Consider the following 17744-nt stretch of genomic DNA (forward strand, 5'->3'; position numbering starts at 1 on the left):
GATCGTCAGCTCGCCTTCTTCGCCGGCGCCTTTTTCGCGACAGCCTTCTTCGCGACAGCCTTCTTCGCGACAGCCTGCTTCGCGACAGCCTGCTTCGCAACAGCCTGCTTCCCGACAGCCTTCTTCGCGACAGCCTTCTTCGCCGGCACCTTCCTCCCGACAGCCTTGGGTGAATTGGTGGCCTTGGTTGACTTCGCAGACCTGCGGGAATTGGCGGCGTCCACGCTGCGCTGCAGGGCCGACAGCAGGTCGATGACGTTGGTTGCCTCGGGCGCCTCGTCGGCGACCTCGTACTGTTCGTCCTTTCCCTTGGCCCTGATCAGTTCGTTCACGCGATCGGTGTAGGAGTCCCGGTAGGCGGCCGGATCCCACGCGTCGGTCATCGACGAGATCAGCTGCTCGGCCATCTTCAGTTCCTGGGCGCCGAACTTCACCGCGCCGGGGACGGTGTCCAGTTCCCGCTTCGGGTCACGGACTTCGTCGGCGAAGAACATCGTTTCCAGCACCAACAGATCACCGTCGGACCGGACGGTAGTCAGGTATTGCTTGCCCCGCATGACGAATGTGCCGATCGCGGCGCGGTTGCTCTTGGCCATTGCGTCGCGCAGCAGGGCATAGGTCTTGGCGGTCTCCTTGTCGTGGGGGGCGAGGTAATAGGTCTTGTCGAAGTAGATGGGATCGATCTCGTCGAGGTCGACGAAGGTCTGGATGTCCAGGGACCGCGAGCGTCCGGGCGCTACCGAGTCCAGTTCGTCCTGCTCGAGCATCACGTAATGGCCGCCGCCGGTATCGGCTCCCTTGACGATCTTGTCGAAGTCCACCTCGCGGCCGGTGCGTTCGTTCACTCGCTTGTAGCGGATGCGGTCCGACGTGCCCCGTTGGAACTGATGGAAGGACACCTCGTGCGGTGCCGTGGCGCTGTACAGGCCGACGGGTACCGACACCAGTCCGAAACTGAGGACCCCGGTCCAGATCGCTCGTGCCATGCCCGGTCCCTTCAACACCCGCAGTCGCGGGAGCGGGTTGTCCGCTGCCAGGTGCATCCTAGGATGCATGGTCACCGCGAGCTCGCCGCAGCGCCCCGGAGCGACAGAGTTCATGCCGGCGGTCGACGGCCTCACCCCCGGCAAGGCGCTGATCGAACTCCGGCAGGCCTCGACCGGCTGCCGAGGCTGCGAGTTGTACGCCGACGCCCAGCAGACCGTGTTCGGTCAAGGACCGGCGAGAGCCCGGATGGTGCTGGTCGGCGAGCAGCCCGGGGACATCGAGGATCGCCAGGGCCATCCGTTCGTCGGGCCCGCCGGCAAGCTCTTGCGCGAGGTTCTCGCCGAGGCCGGCATCGATGACCGTCGCGTCTGGTTCACCAACGTGGTCAAACACTTCCGCTGGCGGTCGGCCGAGGGCAGCAGTCGCCGGCTCCATCAGACCCCGACGCGGACGCAGGCGATGGCGTGCCGGCCCTGGTTGCTGGCGGAGTTGACCGTTCTGCGGCCACGGGTCGTGGTAGCGCTCGGATCGGTCGCGGCCACCTCGATCCTCGGACCCGCATTCGCGCTGACCAAGCACCGCGGTCAGACCCTGGACTGGCCCGAGGACGTCCCCGCGGGCCCTACGTCAGCCTTCTTCGCAACGATTCATCCCTCGGCAGTGCTGCGGGCCCCCGACGGCCGGCGACGGATCACGCGCCAGGGGCTGGTCGACGATCTGGCCCGCGCCTGGGCCGAAATCTGAGGCTCGTCGAGGAAGTTGCCGACAATCATGGGAAATTCTGGGTAAACCCTGGTGGTTGTTGCTGGCGAGCCACACCGGCGACCTCTACTCTCGACGCTTCCGGATGGCTGCACCGAAACCACGAACGGCCGCACGGGTTGACACGATATGGCAGACAACGAGGCATTGATGACTGTAGACAAGAACGCGACCACGCTCTCGGAGGTGCTGGCCCGCCGGCTGGCGTCCATGCGGTCGGAGCTGGCGACGCTACGCAGCGAGCTGGAACCACCGTCGACCTCGGGTGACCCGGTGGACCGCTCCACCAACGTCGACGCCGCGATCCGGATCGAGGATCTGCTGGCCAGGATCGCGGAGCTGGAACTGCAGCAGCAGCGTCCGAACACGGCCGAAGTGGTCCGGGTGACGCTCTCCTTCGACGCCGACGGCGGTACCGAGACCTTCCTGCTCAGCCCGTACGCGATCAGCGATCCCGACCTCGATGTCATCACCACGTCCTCGCCCCTCGGCCGCGCCCTGCAGGCGGCAAATCCGGGCGAACTGATCGCCTATCGATCAGACAGTGGCCATGAGATCAAGGTGCGGCTCATCGCTGTGGACGGGATCGAGACCGCAGAAGCCAGCTGAGAACAGTCGACGGGCACGGCGTATTCGGGTTTTACGGACGGGCAACTATTCTGCTGTCACCGCCGCGAAGAGCCAGCCCCGTTCCCCCGCTGCGAGCACATCAAGGAGGCTGCGCGTTATGACAACGTCATTGCCCAGACCCACGATCGCCATCCGGTCGCCGCAGACCTTGAGGGTGCTCACGCCGTCAGAGGACGTCCGCCAGGCCTCAGCGATGATCATGGCCACATTGAAGACGGAGTTCGGGCCCTACTTGAGCGATCAAACGATTGCCACAGTCCTTACCCGGCAACTCACGATCGGGCGGCCGGTCGCCGAGATCCGGGAAGCCGCCCGGCAAGAACTGGCCGAGATTCTGGCGGCCTTCTGAGTTCGGCAGACATTCGCTACGGCCCGGTTCCTGAGGAACCGGGCCGTTGTCGTCTCAGGTGCCTTGCGCGGGCAGGAAGGCACGCACCGCGGCGACGGTGTCGGCCTCCTCAGCGCTCTTGTCGTCGCGGTAACGAAGAACGCGGGCGAAACGCAAAGCAACGCCGCCCGGATAGCGCGTGGACCGTTGAATGCCGTCGAAGGCGATCTCGACCACCTGCTCGGGGCGCACCGGCACGACCCACTGATCCATCGGTCCGGTAGCCAGCTGAGTGAAACGCTGTGTCTGCCAGGCCAGCATCTCGTCAGTCATGCCCTTGAACGTCTTTCCCAACATGACGAAACGGCCCGAGTCCGGTTCGCGAGCGCCGAGGTGAATGTTGGACAGCCAGCCCTTGCGTCGCCCGGAACCCCACTCGACAGCAAGCACGACAAGGTCGAGCGTATGGACGGGTTTGATCTTCAGCCAGCCCGCACCCCGTCGGCCCGCCTCGTACGGCGCGGTCAGCGACTTCGCCATCACGCCTTCGTGACCGCGGGCCAGCGCGTCGGCGAGGAAGCGACCCGCTGCCGCCGCATCCGAGGTCACCAGGCGCGGAACCCGATATTGATCCGGCACGATCGAGGCCAACGCCTCGTAGCGCACCTGACCCGGCTCGTCGAGCAGGTCGCGGCCGTCCAGATGCAGCAGGTCGAACAGGAAGGCCGTGAGCGGCACGTCCGCCTGACCTGCCGCGGCTCGTCGGGTGCCGAAGCGAGAGGCCGTCACCTGAAACGGATTCGGGCGACCGTCCTCGCGCAGGCTGATGACCTCGCCGTCGGCGACCAGATCGTGCACCGGCAGTGCCCGGATGGCCTCGACGACCTCGGGCATCCGGGCGGTCACGTCGTCCAGGCTGCGGGTGAACAATCCGACCTCGGCACCGTGCCGATGAATCTGCACCCGGGCCCCGTCCAGCTTCCACTCGAACGCCGCGTCGCCGCCGAGTTTGTCCAGCGCGGCAAGGGGATCGGCGACACTGCTCGCGAGCATCGGGCCGACCGGCCGCCCCACCCGCAGGCCGATCTCCCGCAGCGACTCAGCGCCCTCGACCCGAACCCGCCGCGCCACTTCGGCAAGGTTTCCGCTGAGCATCGCGGCACGACGCAGGTCGGTCAGTGGGACCGAGGATGCCTTGGCCACCGCGTCGGTCATCACCCCGATGAGCGCGCCCTGGCGAAGATCGCCGCTGAGCAACCTTCGCAGGAACGCCTGCTCGACCGCCGTTGCCGCGCCGAACAGGTCCTCGAGCAGGGCCCGGCGCCGGGACTGTGAACCCGCACCGGCGGTGCCGCCGAGCTCGTCGAAGGCCGACTGCACGCCGAGGACGTCCATGCTGGACAGGACAGCCGGCGTCGGCAGCGCGCGCAAGGCCGCGTAGCCCACCCCGATCTGGCCCTGAGTGAGTTCCCCCGACAGCCAGGAGACGACGACGCCGATCTCGTCGGGCGAGGCCCGACCGAGCAGCCCCACGAGCATCGCGACCTTGCTGCTGCGAGCGGCGGTCGCGCCGAGCTGGTCCGAGGTCGCGGCGAGGTCTGCGAGCATCATGCGACAAGACTGCCAGTTACCTCTGACAGAACAAGGCCACCGGGCGGTCGAGGCACTGCGCGCTGGCCGCGGCCAACAGGTCGTCCTAGACACCCCGTGAGTTATCGATCTCACCCCCGCCGGCCTGCGTTCAGGGTCGACAACAGGACCGTGAGCACCGCGAACCCACCGACACCCAGCACGGCCCAGGTCACCGAATCGTCCTGCGGGATCACAGCCTGCGGAAGACGAACAACGCACCGACGATGATGTCGATCAGGCCACCAACCAGGGCTTGCACGTCAGCGAGGTCATCGTGTTCCCGCCGCCCCATGATGGTCAGATACACGAATCGCCCGTCCTTGGTGGAGGAATCGGAATCGGGGTACCTGCCCTGCGCCTGGAAGATCGGGAAGGAGAGTGCCTGCATCGGATGCCCTGGCACATGGGCAGTTCAACCACCAATACGGCCCCATGACGTTTGCACCCGCTCACAGCTGTGGCCTAGGATTGGGGTGCGCAACGAGCTACGGGCGAACCCACCCCGGACATGGCCCGGCAGAGCGTCCGGCCACCCCGGACGCCAACAGCGCCTCAGCAAAGGTCGTTCCATGATCGGTCTCATCGTCACTCTCATCATCGTCGGCCTCATCGCCGGCGCGGTCGCCCGCCTGCTGGTCCCCGGCAAGCAGGATCTGTCCATTCCCGCCACCATCGTCATCGGGATCGTCGGCTCCTTCGTCGGCGGCTTCCTCGGTTACCTGCTCTTCCACAAGGACGGCCAGGACGGCTTCTTCCAGCCGAGCGGCTTGTTCGGATCCATCGTCGGAGCCGTCATCGTCCTACTGCTCTGGTTGCGGTTCGCACCCAACCGCAGCCGCGTCCGCGGCTGATTCCGGCCTTACATCTCGACATCTGAGCCGGGAGGGGCAGCTGCCCTTCCCGGCTCAGATGTCTGTCACAGGCGGCGATCGGGACGTCGGCAGGCTCTGATTGAGAGCGCCTTCTGAGCCCACGCTGAGTCCGGCGGCGCGTCCCCGCCGGACAAGCCGACGGCGAGCTACCGTGAATAGGTCTGCCGGCAGCAGGGGGAGGTCGGGTCTCCCCCGTTCCCGACCTCCGCCTCGTCACCGAGACCGAACCGCGGTCGGCCCACCTGCTGCCAGCCGACCCAATCCACACCGGTGCCGCCCGGCTGCGCCGGTTGGACGCTCAGCTTCCGGTCAGTCGTCGGCGGGCACCGGGCGCAGGTTACGCGACCACTTCTCCTCGATGCGGCCGAATCGCCAGATCACCAGCGCGCCGGCCCAGGCCAGGACGAACAGCCCGACGATCCCGTACCCGGCGTAGTCCAGTGGGATGCCCGCGATGGCAGCGATCACCCCGGTGTCGATGTGGGCCTCGTTGGCCAGTACGCCGACCAGTTCCACGGTGCCGATGATCAAGGCGACCGCTACCGAAATGGCGGTGATGGTCAGGTTGTAGAACACCTTGCGCACCGGCTTGAGGAAAGCCCAGCCGTAGGCGGCGTTCATGAAGACTCCGTCGATGGTGTCGAGCAGGCACATGCCCGCCGCGAACAGCACCGGCAGTACGAGGATGGCGTAGAACGGCAGGTTGAACGCCGCGGCCCCGCCGGCGATGACCAGCAGCCCGACCTCGGTGGCGGTGTCGAAGCCCAGCCCGAACAGCACGCCGATCGGGTAGATGTGACCCGGCTTGCGCACGGTCTTGAGCAGGCCGCCGAGCAGCCGGTTCATGAAACCGCGCTTGTTCAGGTGGGCTTCGAGTTCGGCCTCGTCGTACTCGCCGTGCCGCATCCGCCGGAACACCCCGACGATGCCGACCAACACGACCAGGTTGAGGATTCCCAGCATCCAGAGGAACAAACCGGAGACCGAGGGCCCGATCAGGCTCGTCCAGACGTGCAGGCGGGAACTGTTGTTGGCGACCTGCCCGGCCAGGGCCTTGATACCGAAGCTGAGCAGGACACACAGGGCGAACACGATGGTGGAGTGTCCGAGGGAGAACCAGAAACCGACCGACAACGGCTTGCGGCCCCGGCCGGTCTGGAGGTCTTCAGCGTCGAGCGCGTCGGCGAGCAGCTTGCGGGTGGTGTTGTCGACCGCGGCGATATGGTCGGCGTCGAAGGCGTGTCGCATGCCGAGGGTGTAGGCGAACAGGCCGACTCCGACGGTGAACACCGGATGATCCCCGCCGATCTGGAAGTGCTGCGGGGCCACCAGGCCGAGCAGCACCCCGAAGCCGAGGACGTGCAGCAGCACGATGAACGCACCCATGCCGAACAGCGAGCGCCGGTCGGCCGAGGTCAACGTGCGCCAGAACAGAGCGAGCCGGGATCCGGCCGACCGGTCGACCCGATCCAGCACCGTATCGCTCATTCGCCGTCCCCCCGCTTGTGGGTACGTGGCCGTGCCCACTCCGACCGTAGAACCGAGGACCAGACTATTGCAAGGACTTTGCAACAAGTCCGGGCAGGTCAGCCGGGAATTCGGAGCGGTCGACGGAACGGATCGGGGCAGGGTCGGTGGCAGGGTCGGCGGCAGCGTCGGTTGCAGGGTCGGCGGCGGTGGCCCGCTTGGCCGCCTCGCCCATCTCGAAGGCGTCCGAGGCCCAATCTCCCACTTCGCGAGCAACGTCACGAACAGCGCCGGTGATGATCACGGCGATGCGGCCGATGTGCTCGGCGGCGGACTCGGTCAGCACCTGGGCGAGGTCCTTGCGCGCCTCGAAACGAGAAATCACGCCCGCGCTCTCAGGCCGCGGCCGGCGCGGACAGGCCCGGCTCGACCACGTTGATCGCCGGGCGCGGACGCGGACCAGCTGCGCGTCCGAAGCCCGGTAGCGCGAGCTTGACGATCTTGCCGTAGACCGAGCCGAGCTGGCGGGACAGGCGTCCGGCGTTGTACGGCAGGCCGTACTTCTCGCACAGCGCCTGCACCTCCGGAGCGATCTGGCCATAGCGGCGGGCCGGCAGGTCCGGGAACAGGTGATGCTCGATCTGGAAGGACAGATTGCCCGTCATCACATGAAAGAGCTTGGAGCCGGTGATGTTGGCCGATCCGAGCATCTGACGCAGATACCAACGGCCACGGCTCTCGTTCTCCGTTTCCTGTTCGGTGAAGGTGGCCACGCCCGTCGGGAAATGCCCGCAGAAGATGATCGAGAACGCCCACACGTTGCGGACCAGATTGGCGGTCGCGTTGGCGGCCAGTGTGGGGACGAACAACGGTCCGGTCAGGGCCGGGAACAGCAGGTAGTCCTTGAGCACCTGACGTCCGGCCTTTCGATACCACTGCCGGGCCAGGACTCGTACCTCGTCCAGGGACTTCTCTCCGGTGACGACTCGTTCGGCCTCCAGATCATGCAGCATGACGCCCCACTCGAAGCCGACCATCAGCAGAAACGCGTAGAGGGGATTGCCGAGGTAGTAGGGGTTCCACCGCTGTGCGGGATCCATTCGCAGGATGCCGTAGCCGATGTCCCGGTCCTTGCCGATGATGTTGGTGAAGGTGTGATGCATGTAGTTGTGCGAGTGGCGCCACTGCTCGGCTGGACACACGGTGTCCCACTCGAACATGCGCGAGTTCAGCGACGGGTCCCGCATCCAGTCGTACTGGCCGTGCATGACGTTGTGCCCGATCTCCATGTTGTCGAGAATCTTCGACAGGGACAGCGCTGCGACGCTGGCCAACCAGAACGGGGGCAGGAAGCCGAGATAGCCAAGACCGCGTCCGGCTACCTCGAATCCGCGTTGCACCTTGAGCACCCGGTAGATGTAGTCACGATCCGGGGAGCCGAGATCGTCCACGATGCGTTTGCGCAGCGCGTCGAGCTCCTGGCCCAGCTCGTCGATCTGTGCCTCGGTAAGCACGATCGGGTGGGATGCATCGGTGGTAGGCATGAGGTTTCTCCTTCTCTCCGGTCCGCTCGGGGCGAAACGGAGTGTGATGAGATTCGCGAATCGAAGGTCAGAGTTGGACCGTGACGTCACCGACCGGAACGGAGATGCACAGCTGCACCGTCGAATCCTCTTCGGTGTCGAGGTCGCCGGTGAGCAGGTTGCGGGTGTAGCCTTGCTTCTTCACGGTCGAACAGGTGAAGCAGATGCCCATCCGGCAGCCGTAGGCCGGGTCCAGGCCCGCGGCTTCGGCCTGTTCCAGCAGAGTCGTGCCGTCGTTGACCGAATCGATGTTGCTTCTGAGGAAGCGAAGCTGTCCGGCTTCGGCTTCGGCTTCGGGTGCGGCGGTGGCCTGTCGGGACGGCGGAGTGAACTCCTCGAAGTGCAACCGTTCGGTCAGCCCCGCGTCGGCATAGCAAGCCCGCACGGATCGCATCAGTCCGGCCGGTCCGCACAGGAAGGTCTGCGCCTCTGCGTGCCATGGCGCGGCCTCGTACAGGTGAGCGGCGCTGAAGTACCCGGCCAGGTCGCCGGTGTCGTCGTCGGAACCCGGGTAGGCCAGGACGAGCCGCAGCGATGGGCAATGCTCGGCCAGCTCCCGCAGTTCGGCCAGGTGAGCGACCGTCGCCTCGGTACGCCCATAGTGAAGAAAGACGATCTCGCCCCGATAGCGACCCCGACGAGATTCGTCGACCAGCGTTCGCGCCATCGACAACACGGGTGTGATTCCGCTGCCACCGCTGATCAACAGGATCCGTTCGGGTCGTGGATCGGGCAGGGTGAAGGCGCCACCGGCCTGGGACAGTCTCACGACGGTTCCGGCAATGGCGTGCTCGTTCAGATGGCTGGACACGACACCGTCGGCGTGTGCCTTGACCGTGAGTTCGAAGTCGCCGGTGGAGCGGTGCTGTGAGCTGATCGGTGAGTAGCAGCGGGTGCGCACGACGCCGTCGATGTCGAGGCTGACCTGGACGAACTGGCCGGCGCGGAACCCCTGCCAGTGGCGGTTCGGTCGAATGGTGAGGGTGACGGTGTCTTCGGTCGTGCGCCGGACAGCCATGATCCGGCCCCGCAATTCGCGCACTGTGAGGCGAGGATGCAGCAGTTCGAGGTAACGGTCGACGTGGTGCGGTGCGGCCAGGGCAGACAGCAGCGTGTCAACGGTCCCCAGCGCGCTCCGGACGGCAAGACGGCCGGCGGCGGTGACGGCCCGCGCTGAGCTGCTGCGGGCGGGCGCCGGGGCATCGTAGGGCGCGGGCCCAAACTCGTGTGGCAGATCGATGAGGGCGGTCATGACGACCTCCATTCGGTGTACGACCGTTCACTGAATTTGTATCAATAGTGGGCTCGTCCGTCAACGCGAGGTGCCCTGCGCCACACGGATGCCTGCAACGAGGGCAACCTCAACGGGCTGGCGGCTGCAACGAGGGCAACCTCAACGGGCTGGGATGCGCAACGAGGGCAACCTCAACGGGGGGGAGATGCGTGAAACGTCCTATCCCATCTAGGGTTGCGCCATGCCCGAAAGGTCCCGCGCCGGCACCGGGCTCGTCGTCGTGGGGTCGGCCAACGTGGACCTCGTAATCGCCGTTCGCGAACTTCCACAGCGCGGAGACACCGTGCTCGCCACCGGGATGACCCGTGGCGCCGGCGGAAAGGGCGCCAATCAGGCGGTTGCCGCCGCGCGGGACGGGGCCGGAGTCACATTCGTCGGCTCGCTCGGCCGTGACGCCGACGGCGACTGGCTGCTGGGCCAGTTGGCTGAGGCGGGCATCGATACATCGCTGGTCCGACGGGTGGGCGTGCCGACCGGAACCGCCGTCGTCACGGTGGCCGAGGACGGCGAGAACGCCATCGTGGTGGTGGGCGGCGCCAATCAGAATCTGATCGACCTGACCGACACCGAAGTGGCCACGATCGCGGGCGCCCGAGTGCTCCTCGTCCAGCTCGAGATACCGGTCCAGACGGTCACGGCCGCGATTGCCGCGGCGTCCGATCGAGCCACCGTCGTGCTCAACGCCGCACCGGCGCTGCCACTGCCCGACGAACTGCTCCGGCTCGTCGACGTGCTCGTCGTCAACGAGACCGAAGCGCGGGCGATGAGCGGGTGGGATCGGAGCGTGCCGACCACGATCACCACGCTCGGATCACGCGGGGTCACCCTCAGCCGGCCTGACGGCACCCGCGTCGAAGTGCCCGGGATTTCGGTGAACGCGATCGATGCCACCGCGGCGGGCGATACGTTCTGTGGGGTGCTCGGCGCGGCCCTCGCGCGCGGCCAGCGGATCGAGGACGCCGTCGAGCGGGCCAACGCGGCGGCCTCGCTGGCAGTGCGGCGCCGCGGCGCGCAGTCCTCGATCCCGCACGCCGCGGAAACCGATGCTCACTTGACCGGCGGAGGTCGCCCCTAGGGCGACGTCGGCTGGGCCGCCACCGTCAACCTGCCCGCTCAGGGCGTCACGGACTCCGCACGGCGCGGCAGCTTCCAGCCCGGCCGGACGTAGTGGCAGGTATAGCCGTTGGGGTACTGCTGCAGGTAGTCCTGGTGCTCGGGCTCGGCTTCCCAGAACGGACCCGCCGGCACGAGTTCGGTGACGACCTTGCCGGGCCACAGGCCGGAGGCATCGACGTCGGCGATGGTGTCCTCCGCGATCCGCTTCTGCTCGTCGTCGAGGTAGAAGATGGCCGACCGGTAGCTGGCACCGATGTCGTTGCCCTGCCGGTTTCTCGTCGAGGGATCGTGAATCTGGAAGAAGAACTCCAGCAGGTCGCGGTAGGACGTCTGGCTCGGATCGAAGATGATCTCCAGCGCCTCGGCGTGATTGCCGTGGTTGCGGTAGGTCGCGTTCGCAACCTCGCCGCCGGTGTAACCCACGCGGGTGGCCAGCACGCCGGGCTGGCGGCGCACGAGCTCCTGAACGCCCCAGAAACATCCGCCGGCGAGTACGGCCTTCTCGGTCTGTTGTGTCATTTGCGGTTCATCCTCTTCTCGATGGTGCGCACCGGTGGAACCCACGGTAGGGATCGTGAAGGGTTCGCACCAGTGACGAAACACCGCCGGCCGTGCGGTGATTCCACAGGTAAAGGGCTCATCGAGAAGGCGCGGCGCGCAGCGCTCAGCGTGCCGGCCGAGCCCAGCGCCGGACATGCTCCGGGACGTCGATGCCCTCGGCCACGTTGGCGGCCGTCTCCGGCGGCGCGGCCCCGGCCGTGAGTGGCAGGACACCGGCCCAGAACGGGAGAGTCAGGTCTTCCTCCTCGTCCATCGGGTCGCCGCTGCGCACCTTGAGCGAGACGTTCTCCAGCTCCAGTGCGAGCACCGTGGTGGCGGCCAGCTCCCTGCCCGAGGGTCCACGGACGTGATCGGAACGTCCGGGCACCACGGCGTCCACGAGGCAGGTCAGCGCCGAGCGCTTCTCGGCCTCATCGGTAACCCGGCGGGCCACGCCGTGGACGACCACCGAGCGGGAGTTGATCGAGTGGTTGAACGCCGACCGGGCCAGCACGAGCCCATCCACGAGGGTGACCGTCACACAGATCGGGATTCCGCCGTCCCCGGCGTCGCCGGCCGCTCTGAGCGCCCGCGCTCCGCTGGAGCCGTGCAGGTAAAGCCGCTCCCCGACCCGGGCGTGCAACTGGGGCAACACGACGGGCAGGCCGTCCATCACGAACCCGACATGGCACAGCAACGCCTCATCGAGCACCGCGTGGACGGCGGCCCGATCGTAGGAGACCCGCTCCCGGTGCCGGGTCGGTGTGGTCTCGGGTCGGACGGGGTAGCTTGCGTCGGTCATCGCTGCTGGATCCGCTTCTTGTATTGGTACAATCGTCAAATGGCGTCGATACAATACAGGCCGATCGGGCACACCGCCAAAGACATTGCCGCAGACGTGGAGACCGCGGTGCGAGACGGACGACTGTCCCCCGGCGAACCGCTCCCGCCGGTCCGGTCACTGGCCACCGAGTTGGGCCTGGCCCCGGGGACCGTCGCCGCGGCCTACGGCCAGCTGCGCGAACGCGGGTTGGTCGAGACCCGAGGCCGTCGGGGCACCTTCGTGCGCCCGCGGCCGCCCATTGCCACACGCTCCCAGCCGCAGCCGGGCCACGCGGGCGCGCTCGACTTGGCCAGCGGCCAGCCCGACCCGCGCCTGCTGCCGAAGTTGAACCCGGGCCCGTTGCGCCACCGGTCTCCGGCCGCCGCACCCCAGGAGTTCGTGTTGCCCGAGTTACGTGAGCAGGCTCGCGATCGCCTGGTCCGCGACGGTGTACCGGCCGAGTGGATCAGCGTCACCTCCGGCGGCCTGGACGCGATCGGCCGGGTGCTGTCGGCCCACCTGCGCGCCGGCGACACCGTCGCCGTGGAGGACCCGGGCTGGCCCAACGCACTGGATCTCATCGCCACGATGGGACTGCGGGTCCTGCCCCTGGAACTCGACGCGGCGGGCATCCGGCCCGAAGGACTCACTCGCGCCCTGCACGCCGGCGCACGAGCGCTCATCGTGACCAACCGGGCACAGAACCCGACGGGTTCGTACCTGACGGCCGAGCGGGCCCGGCAGCTCCGGGCCGTGCTGGGCGACCATCCCGACACCCTTGTCGTCGAGGACGATCACGCGGGCGAGTTGGCGACGGCCGGGCTGGCCACGCTCGCCGGCGCCACCGAATCCTGGGGGTTCATCCGTTCCGCCTCCAAGCCCTACGGCCCGGACCTGCGGGTCGGCACCCTGACCGGTGACGAGACGACCGTCGCGCGGGTCGAGGGCCGGATGCGGACCACATCGGGATGGGTCAGCCTGCTGCTCCAGCAGCTGCTGCTGAACCTGTGGACCTCCGAGCGAACCGGCACCGTCATCCGGCGGGCCAGGCACGCCTATGACGACCGGCGACTGGGCCTGGTTTCCGCGCTCACCGACCGCGGCCTGTCGGCAACGGGGGCGAGCGGGCTGAACGTCTGGGTTGCGGTGGCGGACGAGACAGCGGTCGTCACCGGGCTGCTGGCCGGTGGCTGGAGCGTTGCGGCCGGGTCGCGCTTTCGCCAGCGCAGCGCGCCGGGCATCCGCATCACGGTCAGCAATCTCGACCTCGCCCAGCTGGACAGGCTGGCGGACGACGTCGCCGAGGCCTGCGGATCGGCGACGAATGCGGCCACCGGCGGCTACTCGGTGTGAGCGGACCGTCCGGCGCGGGAGAACTCGCGGCGTCCTGCGGCGTCCTGCGGCGTCCTGCGGCGCCCTGCGGCGTCCTGCGGTGTCGTGCGGTGTCCCGCGGTGCCACTGCGAATGTTCGGACCACGACCGGACGCCGCCAACCGGACTGGCGACTCCGGCCCTCCATCGGCGACAGTAGCGGGGTCCGTCTCCACGCGAAGGGTGCCACGATGATCGACCGCAGTCCCGACCCCAGCAGCCTCGAGCCCATCGAGCGCGCCTCGATCGAGCAGCTTCGGGAACTGCAGCTGAGTCGGCTGCGGTGGTCCCTGAGCCACGCCTACGACAACGTGCCCCACTACCGCAGGGCCTTCGATGCGGCCGGCATCGGATCGGGCGACATCGCCGCGCTGACCGACCTGGCCGAACTGTCGAGATTCCCCTTCACCGCCAAGGCCGATCTGCGCGAGAACTATCCCTTCGGCATGTTCGCGGTGCCGAGGAGCGAGGTGAGCCGCGTCCATGCCTCGTCCGGAACGACCGGCCGCCCCACCGTCGTCGGCTACACCCACGAGGACGTCCGCACCTGGGCGAAGCTGATGGCGCGGTCGCTGCGCGCCGGTGGCGTACGCCCCAGCGACATCGTGCACATCGCCTACGGTTACGGCCTGTTCACCGGCGGCCTGGGCGCCCACTACGGCGCGGAAGAACTGGGGTGCACCGTCGTCCCCGTCTCCGGCGGCATGACCGAGCGGCAGGTCATGCTGATCCAGGACTTCGAGCCGGACGTCATCATGGTGACCCCCTCCTACATGCTGGCGCTCGTCGATGAGCTCGAACGTCAAGGCATCGACCCGAGGTCGACCTCTTTGAAGATCGGGGTGTTCGGCGCCGAGCCCTGGACCAACGACATGCGCCTGGAGATGGAGCGGCGGCTCGACCTGCACGCGGTCGACATCTACGGGTTGTCCGAGGTCATGGGTCCGGGGGTGGCGATGGAGTGCGTGGACACCAAGGACGGACTGCACGTATGGGAGGACCACTTCTACCCCGAGATCATCGATCCGCTCACGGGCGAGGTCCTGCCGGACGGGCAGGAGGGTGAACTGGTGTTCACCTCCTTGACCAAGCAGGCCATGCCGGTGATCCGCTACCGCACGCGTGATCTCACCAGGTTGCTGCCCGGGACGGCGCGGCCGATGCGCCGCATCGAGAAGATCACCGGACGCACCGACGACATGATCATCCTGCGCGGGGTGAACCTGTTCCCCACCCAGATCGAGGAACTGATCCTCAAGATCCCGGCGTTGTCACCACACTTCCAGTGCGTGCTCTCGCGCTCGGGCCCGCTGGACGAACTCGCGCTGCGGGTGGAACGTCGCCACGATGCCTCGGTGGCCGAAGGCGAGCAGGCCGGGACGGAACTGCGCACGATGGTCAAGAACACCATCGGTGTCAGCGTCGCCGTGGAACTTCTCGAACCCGATTCGGTAGAGCGCTCACTGGGCAAGATGCGCCGCATCGTGGACGAACGTCCCAAGCGATGACGCTCACATCACGGTTTTCATCCGCCCCGGTGACGCTCGCCGGGGGGCAATAGCGCCAGTCTTTTTCACCGATCTCATCGGCCGTCCACGACCGACGATGGCCGAGGCCGCCTCACCTCGCCCAGCGGCCACCGGGGGTGCGTCGCGCCGGATCTCGGCCAGGATGCGTCGTGAGTACGAGATCGAGTTCGGGTACCCGGCCCGGTCCGACCGGATCGGCCGGAAGAATTCCACGCGGATCCGCGGTCGTACCGGAAAGCGGACGATGGACACCGAACCCGTGACGCGGACTCCCACGACCGCCGCGCCCCGTACCTCGCCGGCGATCCAGCCCGCACCGCTGTAGGCCCGGATCGTCCGGCCGCGCGAGAGCGTGCCTTCGGGAAACACGCCGACACAGCCGCCGGACCGCAGCGCCGCCAGCACGGAGGAGAGTTCACGTCGGTCCGCCACCCCGCGAGTGATCGGAAGCTGACCCATCCGCGTCAGGATCCAGGCAAGAACCGGCCTTTCCCACAAGGAGCTCTTCGCCAACGCGCGCACCGGACGACGTGACTGCGCCGCCACCCCGATGATCAACGGATCCCAGTGGCTGTCGTGGTTGGCGATCAGCAGACACGGTCCGGTCCTCGGCAGGACGTCCAGACCGACGACGTCCAGACGCCCCCACCACCGCACGACCGGTACGGACACCGCCATAGCTACGCGGTAGACCCAACTCCCGCGAGCAGCTGGGGGGTCGACGGTGCGTGACGTGCTCGACGGCGCTACTGCGGTTGACACGTAGGTGATTCGTCAGGCGGACGGCAACGGATTCCACTCCGGCACCGTGGAATTGTCCCAACGGACACCCTCCGCAAGCGTGCTTGTGCGGAGGGTATTCGCCCTCCTTGCACCCTTCATGACAACTGTGTAACGCGGGGGCAATCGAGGCCGCCGAATATCCGGACGTTTACCTTCGAAGCCGTCGGTATCGACCCAGCACGAAGGGGCGCGACGTTAATTGCATGCTTGCCCGAACTTAAGAGCCAGGTAACAATTGCCCAGCCTGGCATCCGGGGGGGCGTATGGCGCACGTGCTGGTCATAGAAGACGAACCGAGCTTACGGCTGCTCCTTGGACGGCTGCTGACCGACGCCGGTTACCGAGTATCGACCGCAGCGACGGCCGCGCTCGGCCTGCAGGCGGCGATGACGGAGATTCCTGACCTGGTCATCCTCGACCTCATCCTGCCCGATATCCCCGGCGAGGAGGTGCTGAGCGTCCTGCTCGCCTCTCGGCCCGACGCGCGCGTGCTCATCCTGTCCTCGGTCGCCGAGGTCGGGCGCCGGATCGCCGTGCTCGACACGGGGGCAGCCGATTTCGTCGCCAAGCCTTTCAGCAACGGCGAATTGCTGGCCCGGGTGCGCGCGCGGTTGCGGGACGATGCCCGTCCCAGTCCCGGCACCCAGCAGCGTTACCTGACCGGTCACGGATTCGAACTCGACCTGCAACGACGCGAGCTCGTCATGGGGGGAAACCGGATCGAGTTGTCGCAGCGGGAGTTCGTCCTGCTCGCCCACCTGCTGCACAGGCGTGGCCAGGTCTGCACCCGACAGGAATTGCTCGCCGACGTATGGGGAATCGGATTCGACCCAGGGACCAATGTCGTCGACGTCTACGTGCGGCGCCTGCGCAGCAAGCTCGCCACGAACAGTATCGAAACGGTGCGCAATGTCGGCTATCGATTCGTCGCCTGCTAAACACCTGCTCGCCGCAGGGTGGGTCGTGTTCTCCAGCCTCATGGCTGCCCTCATGTACCTGCTCCCGGGTGAGGAGACCATTCCGTACCACCTCATCTGGGCCAGTTTCGCTCTGCTGTACGGGCTGTATCGCTGGTCGACGGGACTCACCTGGCTGGTCTTCAGCATCATCACCCTCGTCACCGGCATCGCGCTGGTCCGGCACGCCCGCAGTGGCGTGATCGGCTGGGAGGAATGCACGGAGATCGTCCTGATGGGCGTGCTCGTCGCGCTGCTCATCTGGCACGTCAAGCGGTTCCAGGCCGCGCAGGATCGGCTGAACGAGCTGCGCGAGAGCGAACGCACCAAGGCCGAACACCGCGATGTCGCCGCCCGATTCGGTTCGCACGAGGTGCGGACCCGGTTGACGATCGCCCGCGGCTTCGCCGAGTTGATCCGCGACAAGACCACCGACGAGACCACCCGAGCCGATGCCGCTGTCGTGGTCAGCGAACTCGACAAGGCCACCGCCATGACGACCAAGCTGCTGACCCTGGTCCGGGCCGAAGCCCCGTCCGAACGGTTGCCCATCGACGTCGTCACCCTCATCGAGACCATCTCGCGCCGGTGGGCGGCCACCGTCGACCGGGACTGGAAGACCGACGTGCACCTCGGGCGAATGCTGGCCGATTCCGAGCGCCTGGAAGCAGCACTGGACTGCCTGGTCGAGAATGCGGTGAAGTTCACCGAACCTGGCGACTCGATCCTGCTGTCGGTGACGGCCGATGGCGAGGATGTGCTTATCGCCGTTGAGGATTCGGGCCTCGGCATCCCTCGCGCCGACCTCAATCGGGTCACCGAGATCTTCCAGACCGGCAGCGCGGCCGGCAGTCGCGGCGGCAGCGGCCTGGGCCTGTCGATCGTGCGCACCATGGTCGAATCACGCGGCGGCCAGCTCGAGTTGTCCAGCACCGAAGGCAACGGCACCCGGGTTGCGATGCGCATCCCAGGAGCGCACGCCGAACGCCGAACGGCCGTTCCGTTGCCGCTCAACGTGCGCGTTCCCGCCTCCGGCTGATCCTTCCGGCGAGGCAGGCGCGCCGCGAATGT

At 67.3% G+C, this 17744-nt stretch carries 20 protein-coding genes; 9 read left to right on the plus strand and 11 right to left on the minus strand.

The features are described 5' to 3' along the window. Nucleotides 1-5: 5 nt before the first annotated feature. Entirely contained in the window at nt 6-1100 is a 1095-nt protein-coding gene (gene ku / locus M6D93_RS13730) for a non-homologous end joining protein Ku (protein WP_249769863.1), read from the minus strand. Here ku and M6D93_RS13735 point away from each other — a divergent pair. Together M6D93_RS13735 and M6D93_RS13740 are read left to right on the plus strand one after the other, a co-directional pair. Next, nucleotides 1099-1731, plus strand: coding sequence for a UdgX family uracil-DNA binding protein (locus tag M6D93_RS13735; protein WP_249769864.1), 633 nt, complete (start codon nt 1099-1101; stop codon nt 1729-1731). The two genes, ku and M6D93_RS13735, sit on opposite strands and share 2 nt — an antisense overlap. 168 nt (nt 1732-1899) lie before the next feature. Further along, nucleotides 1900-2358 (plus strand): GreA/GreB family elongation factor, encoded by a 459-nt coding sequence (locus M6D93_RS13740; RefSeq protein ID WP_249769865.1) that lies wholly within the window; start codon nt 1900-1902, stop codon nt 2356-2358. 45 nt (nt 2359-2403) lie between these two features. On the opposite strand, the gene M6D93_RS13745 is transcribed toward M6D93_RS13740, so the two are convergent. Continuing rightward, the gene (locus M6D93_RS13745; RefSeq protein ID WP_249769866.1) at nt 2404-2580 is read right to left on the minus strand and encodes a hypothetical protein; all 177 of its coding nucleotides are present in this window, start codon (nt 2578-2580) and stop codon (nt 2404-2406) included. Here M6D93_RS13745 and M6D93_RS13750 point away from each other — a divergent pair. Further along, nucleotides 2579-2728: a hypothetical protein gene (locus tag M6D93_RS13750; RefSeq protein ID WP_249769867.1), complete on the plus strand. Its 150-nt coding sequence runs from the start codon at nt 2579-2581 to the stop codon at nt 2726-2728. The genes M6D93_RS13745 and M6D93_RS13750 overlap by 2 nt on opposite strands. Before the next feature lie 54 nt (nt 2729-2782). Here the strand turns inward: M6D93_RS13750 and M6D93_RS13755 are convergent, their stop codons facing one another. Together M6D93_RS13755 and M6D93_RS13760 are read right to left on the minus strand one after the other, a co-directional pair. Further along, nucleotides 2783-4318: an ATP-dependent DNA ligase gene (locus M6D93_RS13755; protein WP_249769869.1), complete on the minus strand. Its 1536-nt coding sequence runs from the start codon at nt 4316-4318 to the stop codon at nt 2783-2785. Nucleotides 4319-4529: 211 nt separating this feature from the next. Beyond that, on the minus strand, nt 4530-4727 hold the full coding sequence (locus M6D93_RS13760) for a hypothetical protein (protein ID WP_249769871.1): 198 nt from the start codon (nt 4725-4727) through the stop codon (nt 4530-4532). Nucleotides 4728-4908: 181 nt separating this feature from the next. Between M6D93_RS13760 and M6D93_RS13765 the strand changes: the two genes are divergently transcribed. Further along, the gene (locus tag M6D93_RS13765) at nt 4909-5190 is read left to right on the plus strand and encodes a GlsB/YeaQ/YmgE family stress response membrane protein (RefSeq protein ID WP_249769873.1); all 282 of its coding nucleotides are present in this window, start codon (nt 4909-4911) and stop codon (nt 5188-5190) included. Nucleotides 5191-5520: 330 nt separating this feature from the next. Here the strand turns inward: M6D93_RS13765 and nicT are convergent, their stop codons facing one another. From nicT to M6D93_RS13785, 4 genes are all read right to left on the minus strand, one after another. Further along, nucleotides 5521-6699, minus strand: coding sequence for a Nickel transporter NicT (gene nicT / locus M6D93_RS13770; RefSeq protein WP_249769875.1), 1179 nt, complete (start codon nt 6697-6699; stop codon nt 5521-5523). A gap of 64 nt (nt 6700-6763) precedes the next feature. Then, on the minus strand, nt 6764-7063 hold the full coding sequence (locus M6D93_RS13775; RefSeq protein WP_249769877.1) for a hypothetical protein: 300 nt from the start codon (nt 7061-7063) through the stop codon (nt 6764-6766). 10 nt (nt 7064-7073) lie between these two features. Next, nucleotides 7074-8222 carry a fatty acid desaturase family protein gene (locus tag M6D93_RS13780; protein ID WP_249769879.1) on the minus strand — a complete coding sequence of 383 codons (1149 nt, stop codon included), beginning with the start codon at nt 8220-8222 and terminating at the stop codon, nt 7074-7076. Nucleotides 8223-8289: 67 nt separating this feature from the next. Next, nucleotides 8290-9513 carry a ferredoxin reductase gene (locus tag M6D93_RS13785; RefSeq protein ID WP_249769880.1) on the minus strand — a complete coding sequence of 408 codons (1224 nt, stop codon included), beginning with the start codon at nt 9511-9513 and terminating at the stop codon, nt 8290-8292. 223 nt (nt 9514-9736) lie between these two features. Between M6D93_RS13785 and M6D93_RS13790 the strand changes: the two genes are divergently transcribed. Continuing rightward, nucleotides 9737-10630, plus strand: coding sequence for a ribokinase (locus M6D93_RS13790; protein WP_249769881.1), 894 nt, complete (start codon nt 9737-9739; stop codon nt 10628-10630). A 38-nt stretch (nt 10631-10668) separates the two neighbouring features. Here the strand turns inward: M6D93_RS13790 and msrA are convergent, their stop codons facing one another. Next, nucleotides 10669-11190 (minus strand): peptide-methionine (S)-S-oxide reductase MsrA, encoded by a 522-nt coding sequence (msrA, locus tag M6D93_RS13795; protein ID WP_249769882.1) that lies wholly within the window; start codon nt 11188-11190, stop codon nt 10669-10671. A gap of 145 nt (nt 11191-11335) precedes the next feature. Next, nucleotides 11336-12013, minus strand: a complete 678-nt coding sequence (locus tag M6D93_RS13800) for a pyridoxamine 5'-phosphate oxidase family protein (protein ID WP_249769883.1) — start codon at nt 12011-12013, stop codon at nt 11336-11338. A gap of 39 nt (nt 12014-12052) precedes the next feature. Here M6D93_RS13800 and M6D93_RS13805 point away from each other — a divergent pair, with 39 nt between their 5' ends. Continuing rightward, a complete protein-coding gene (locus tag M6D93_RS13805; protein WP_249769884.1) occupies nt 12053-13387 on the plus strand; it encodes an aminotransferase class I/II-fold pyridoxal phosphate-dependent enzyme in 1335 nt (444 codons plus the stop codon). 209 nt (nt 13388-13596) lie between these two features. After that, on the plus strand, nt 13597-14913 hold the full coding sequence (paaK, locus tag M6D93_RS13810; RefSeq protein ID WP_249769885.1) for a phenylacetate--CoA ligase PaaK: 1317 nt from the start codon (nt 13597-13599) through the stop codon (nt 14911-14913). Between the two features lie 3 nt (nt 14914-14916). Here paaK and M6D93_RS13815 read toward each other — a convergent pair whose 3' ends face one another. Further along, nucleotides 14917-15612 (minus strand): lysophospholipid acyltransferase family protein, encoded by a 696-nt coding sequence (locus tag M6D93_RS13815; protein ID WP_249769886.1) that lies wholly within the window; start codon nt 15610-15612, stop codon nt 14917-14919. 368 nt (nt 15613-15980) lie between these two features. On the opposite strand from M6D93_RS13815, the gene M6D93_RS13820 reads away from it, so the two are divergent. Continuing rightward, nucleotides 15981-16655 carry a response regulator transcription factor gene (locus M6D93_RS13820; protein WP_347343495.1) on the plus strand — a complete coding sequence of 225 codons (675 nt, stop codon included), beginning with the start codon at nt 15981-15983 and terminating at the stop codon, nt 16653-16655. Further along, nucleotides 16627-17712, plus strand: coding sequence for a sensor histidine kinase (locus M6D93_RS13825; RefSeq protein ID WP_249769888.1), 1086 nt, complete (start codon nt 16627-16629; stop codon nt 17710-17712). Before M6D93_RS13820 ends, M6D93_RS13825 begins: the two co-directional genes overlap by 29 nt. The last annotated feature ends 32 nt before the right edge of the window (nt 17713-17744 follow it).

This window comes from Jatrophihabitans telluris, assembly GCF_023516435.1.
GTDB lineage: Bacteria > Actinomycetota > Actinomycetes > Mycobacteriales > Jatrophihabitantaceae > Jatrophihabitans_A > Jatrophihabitans_A telluris.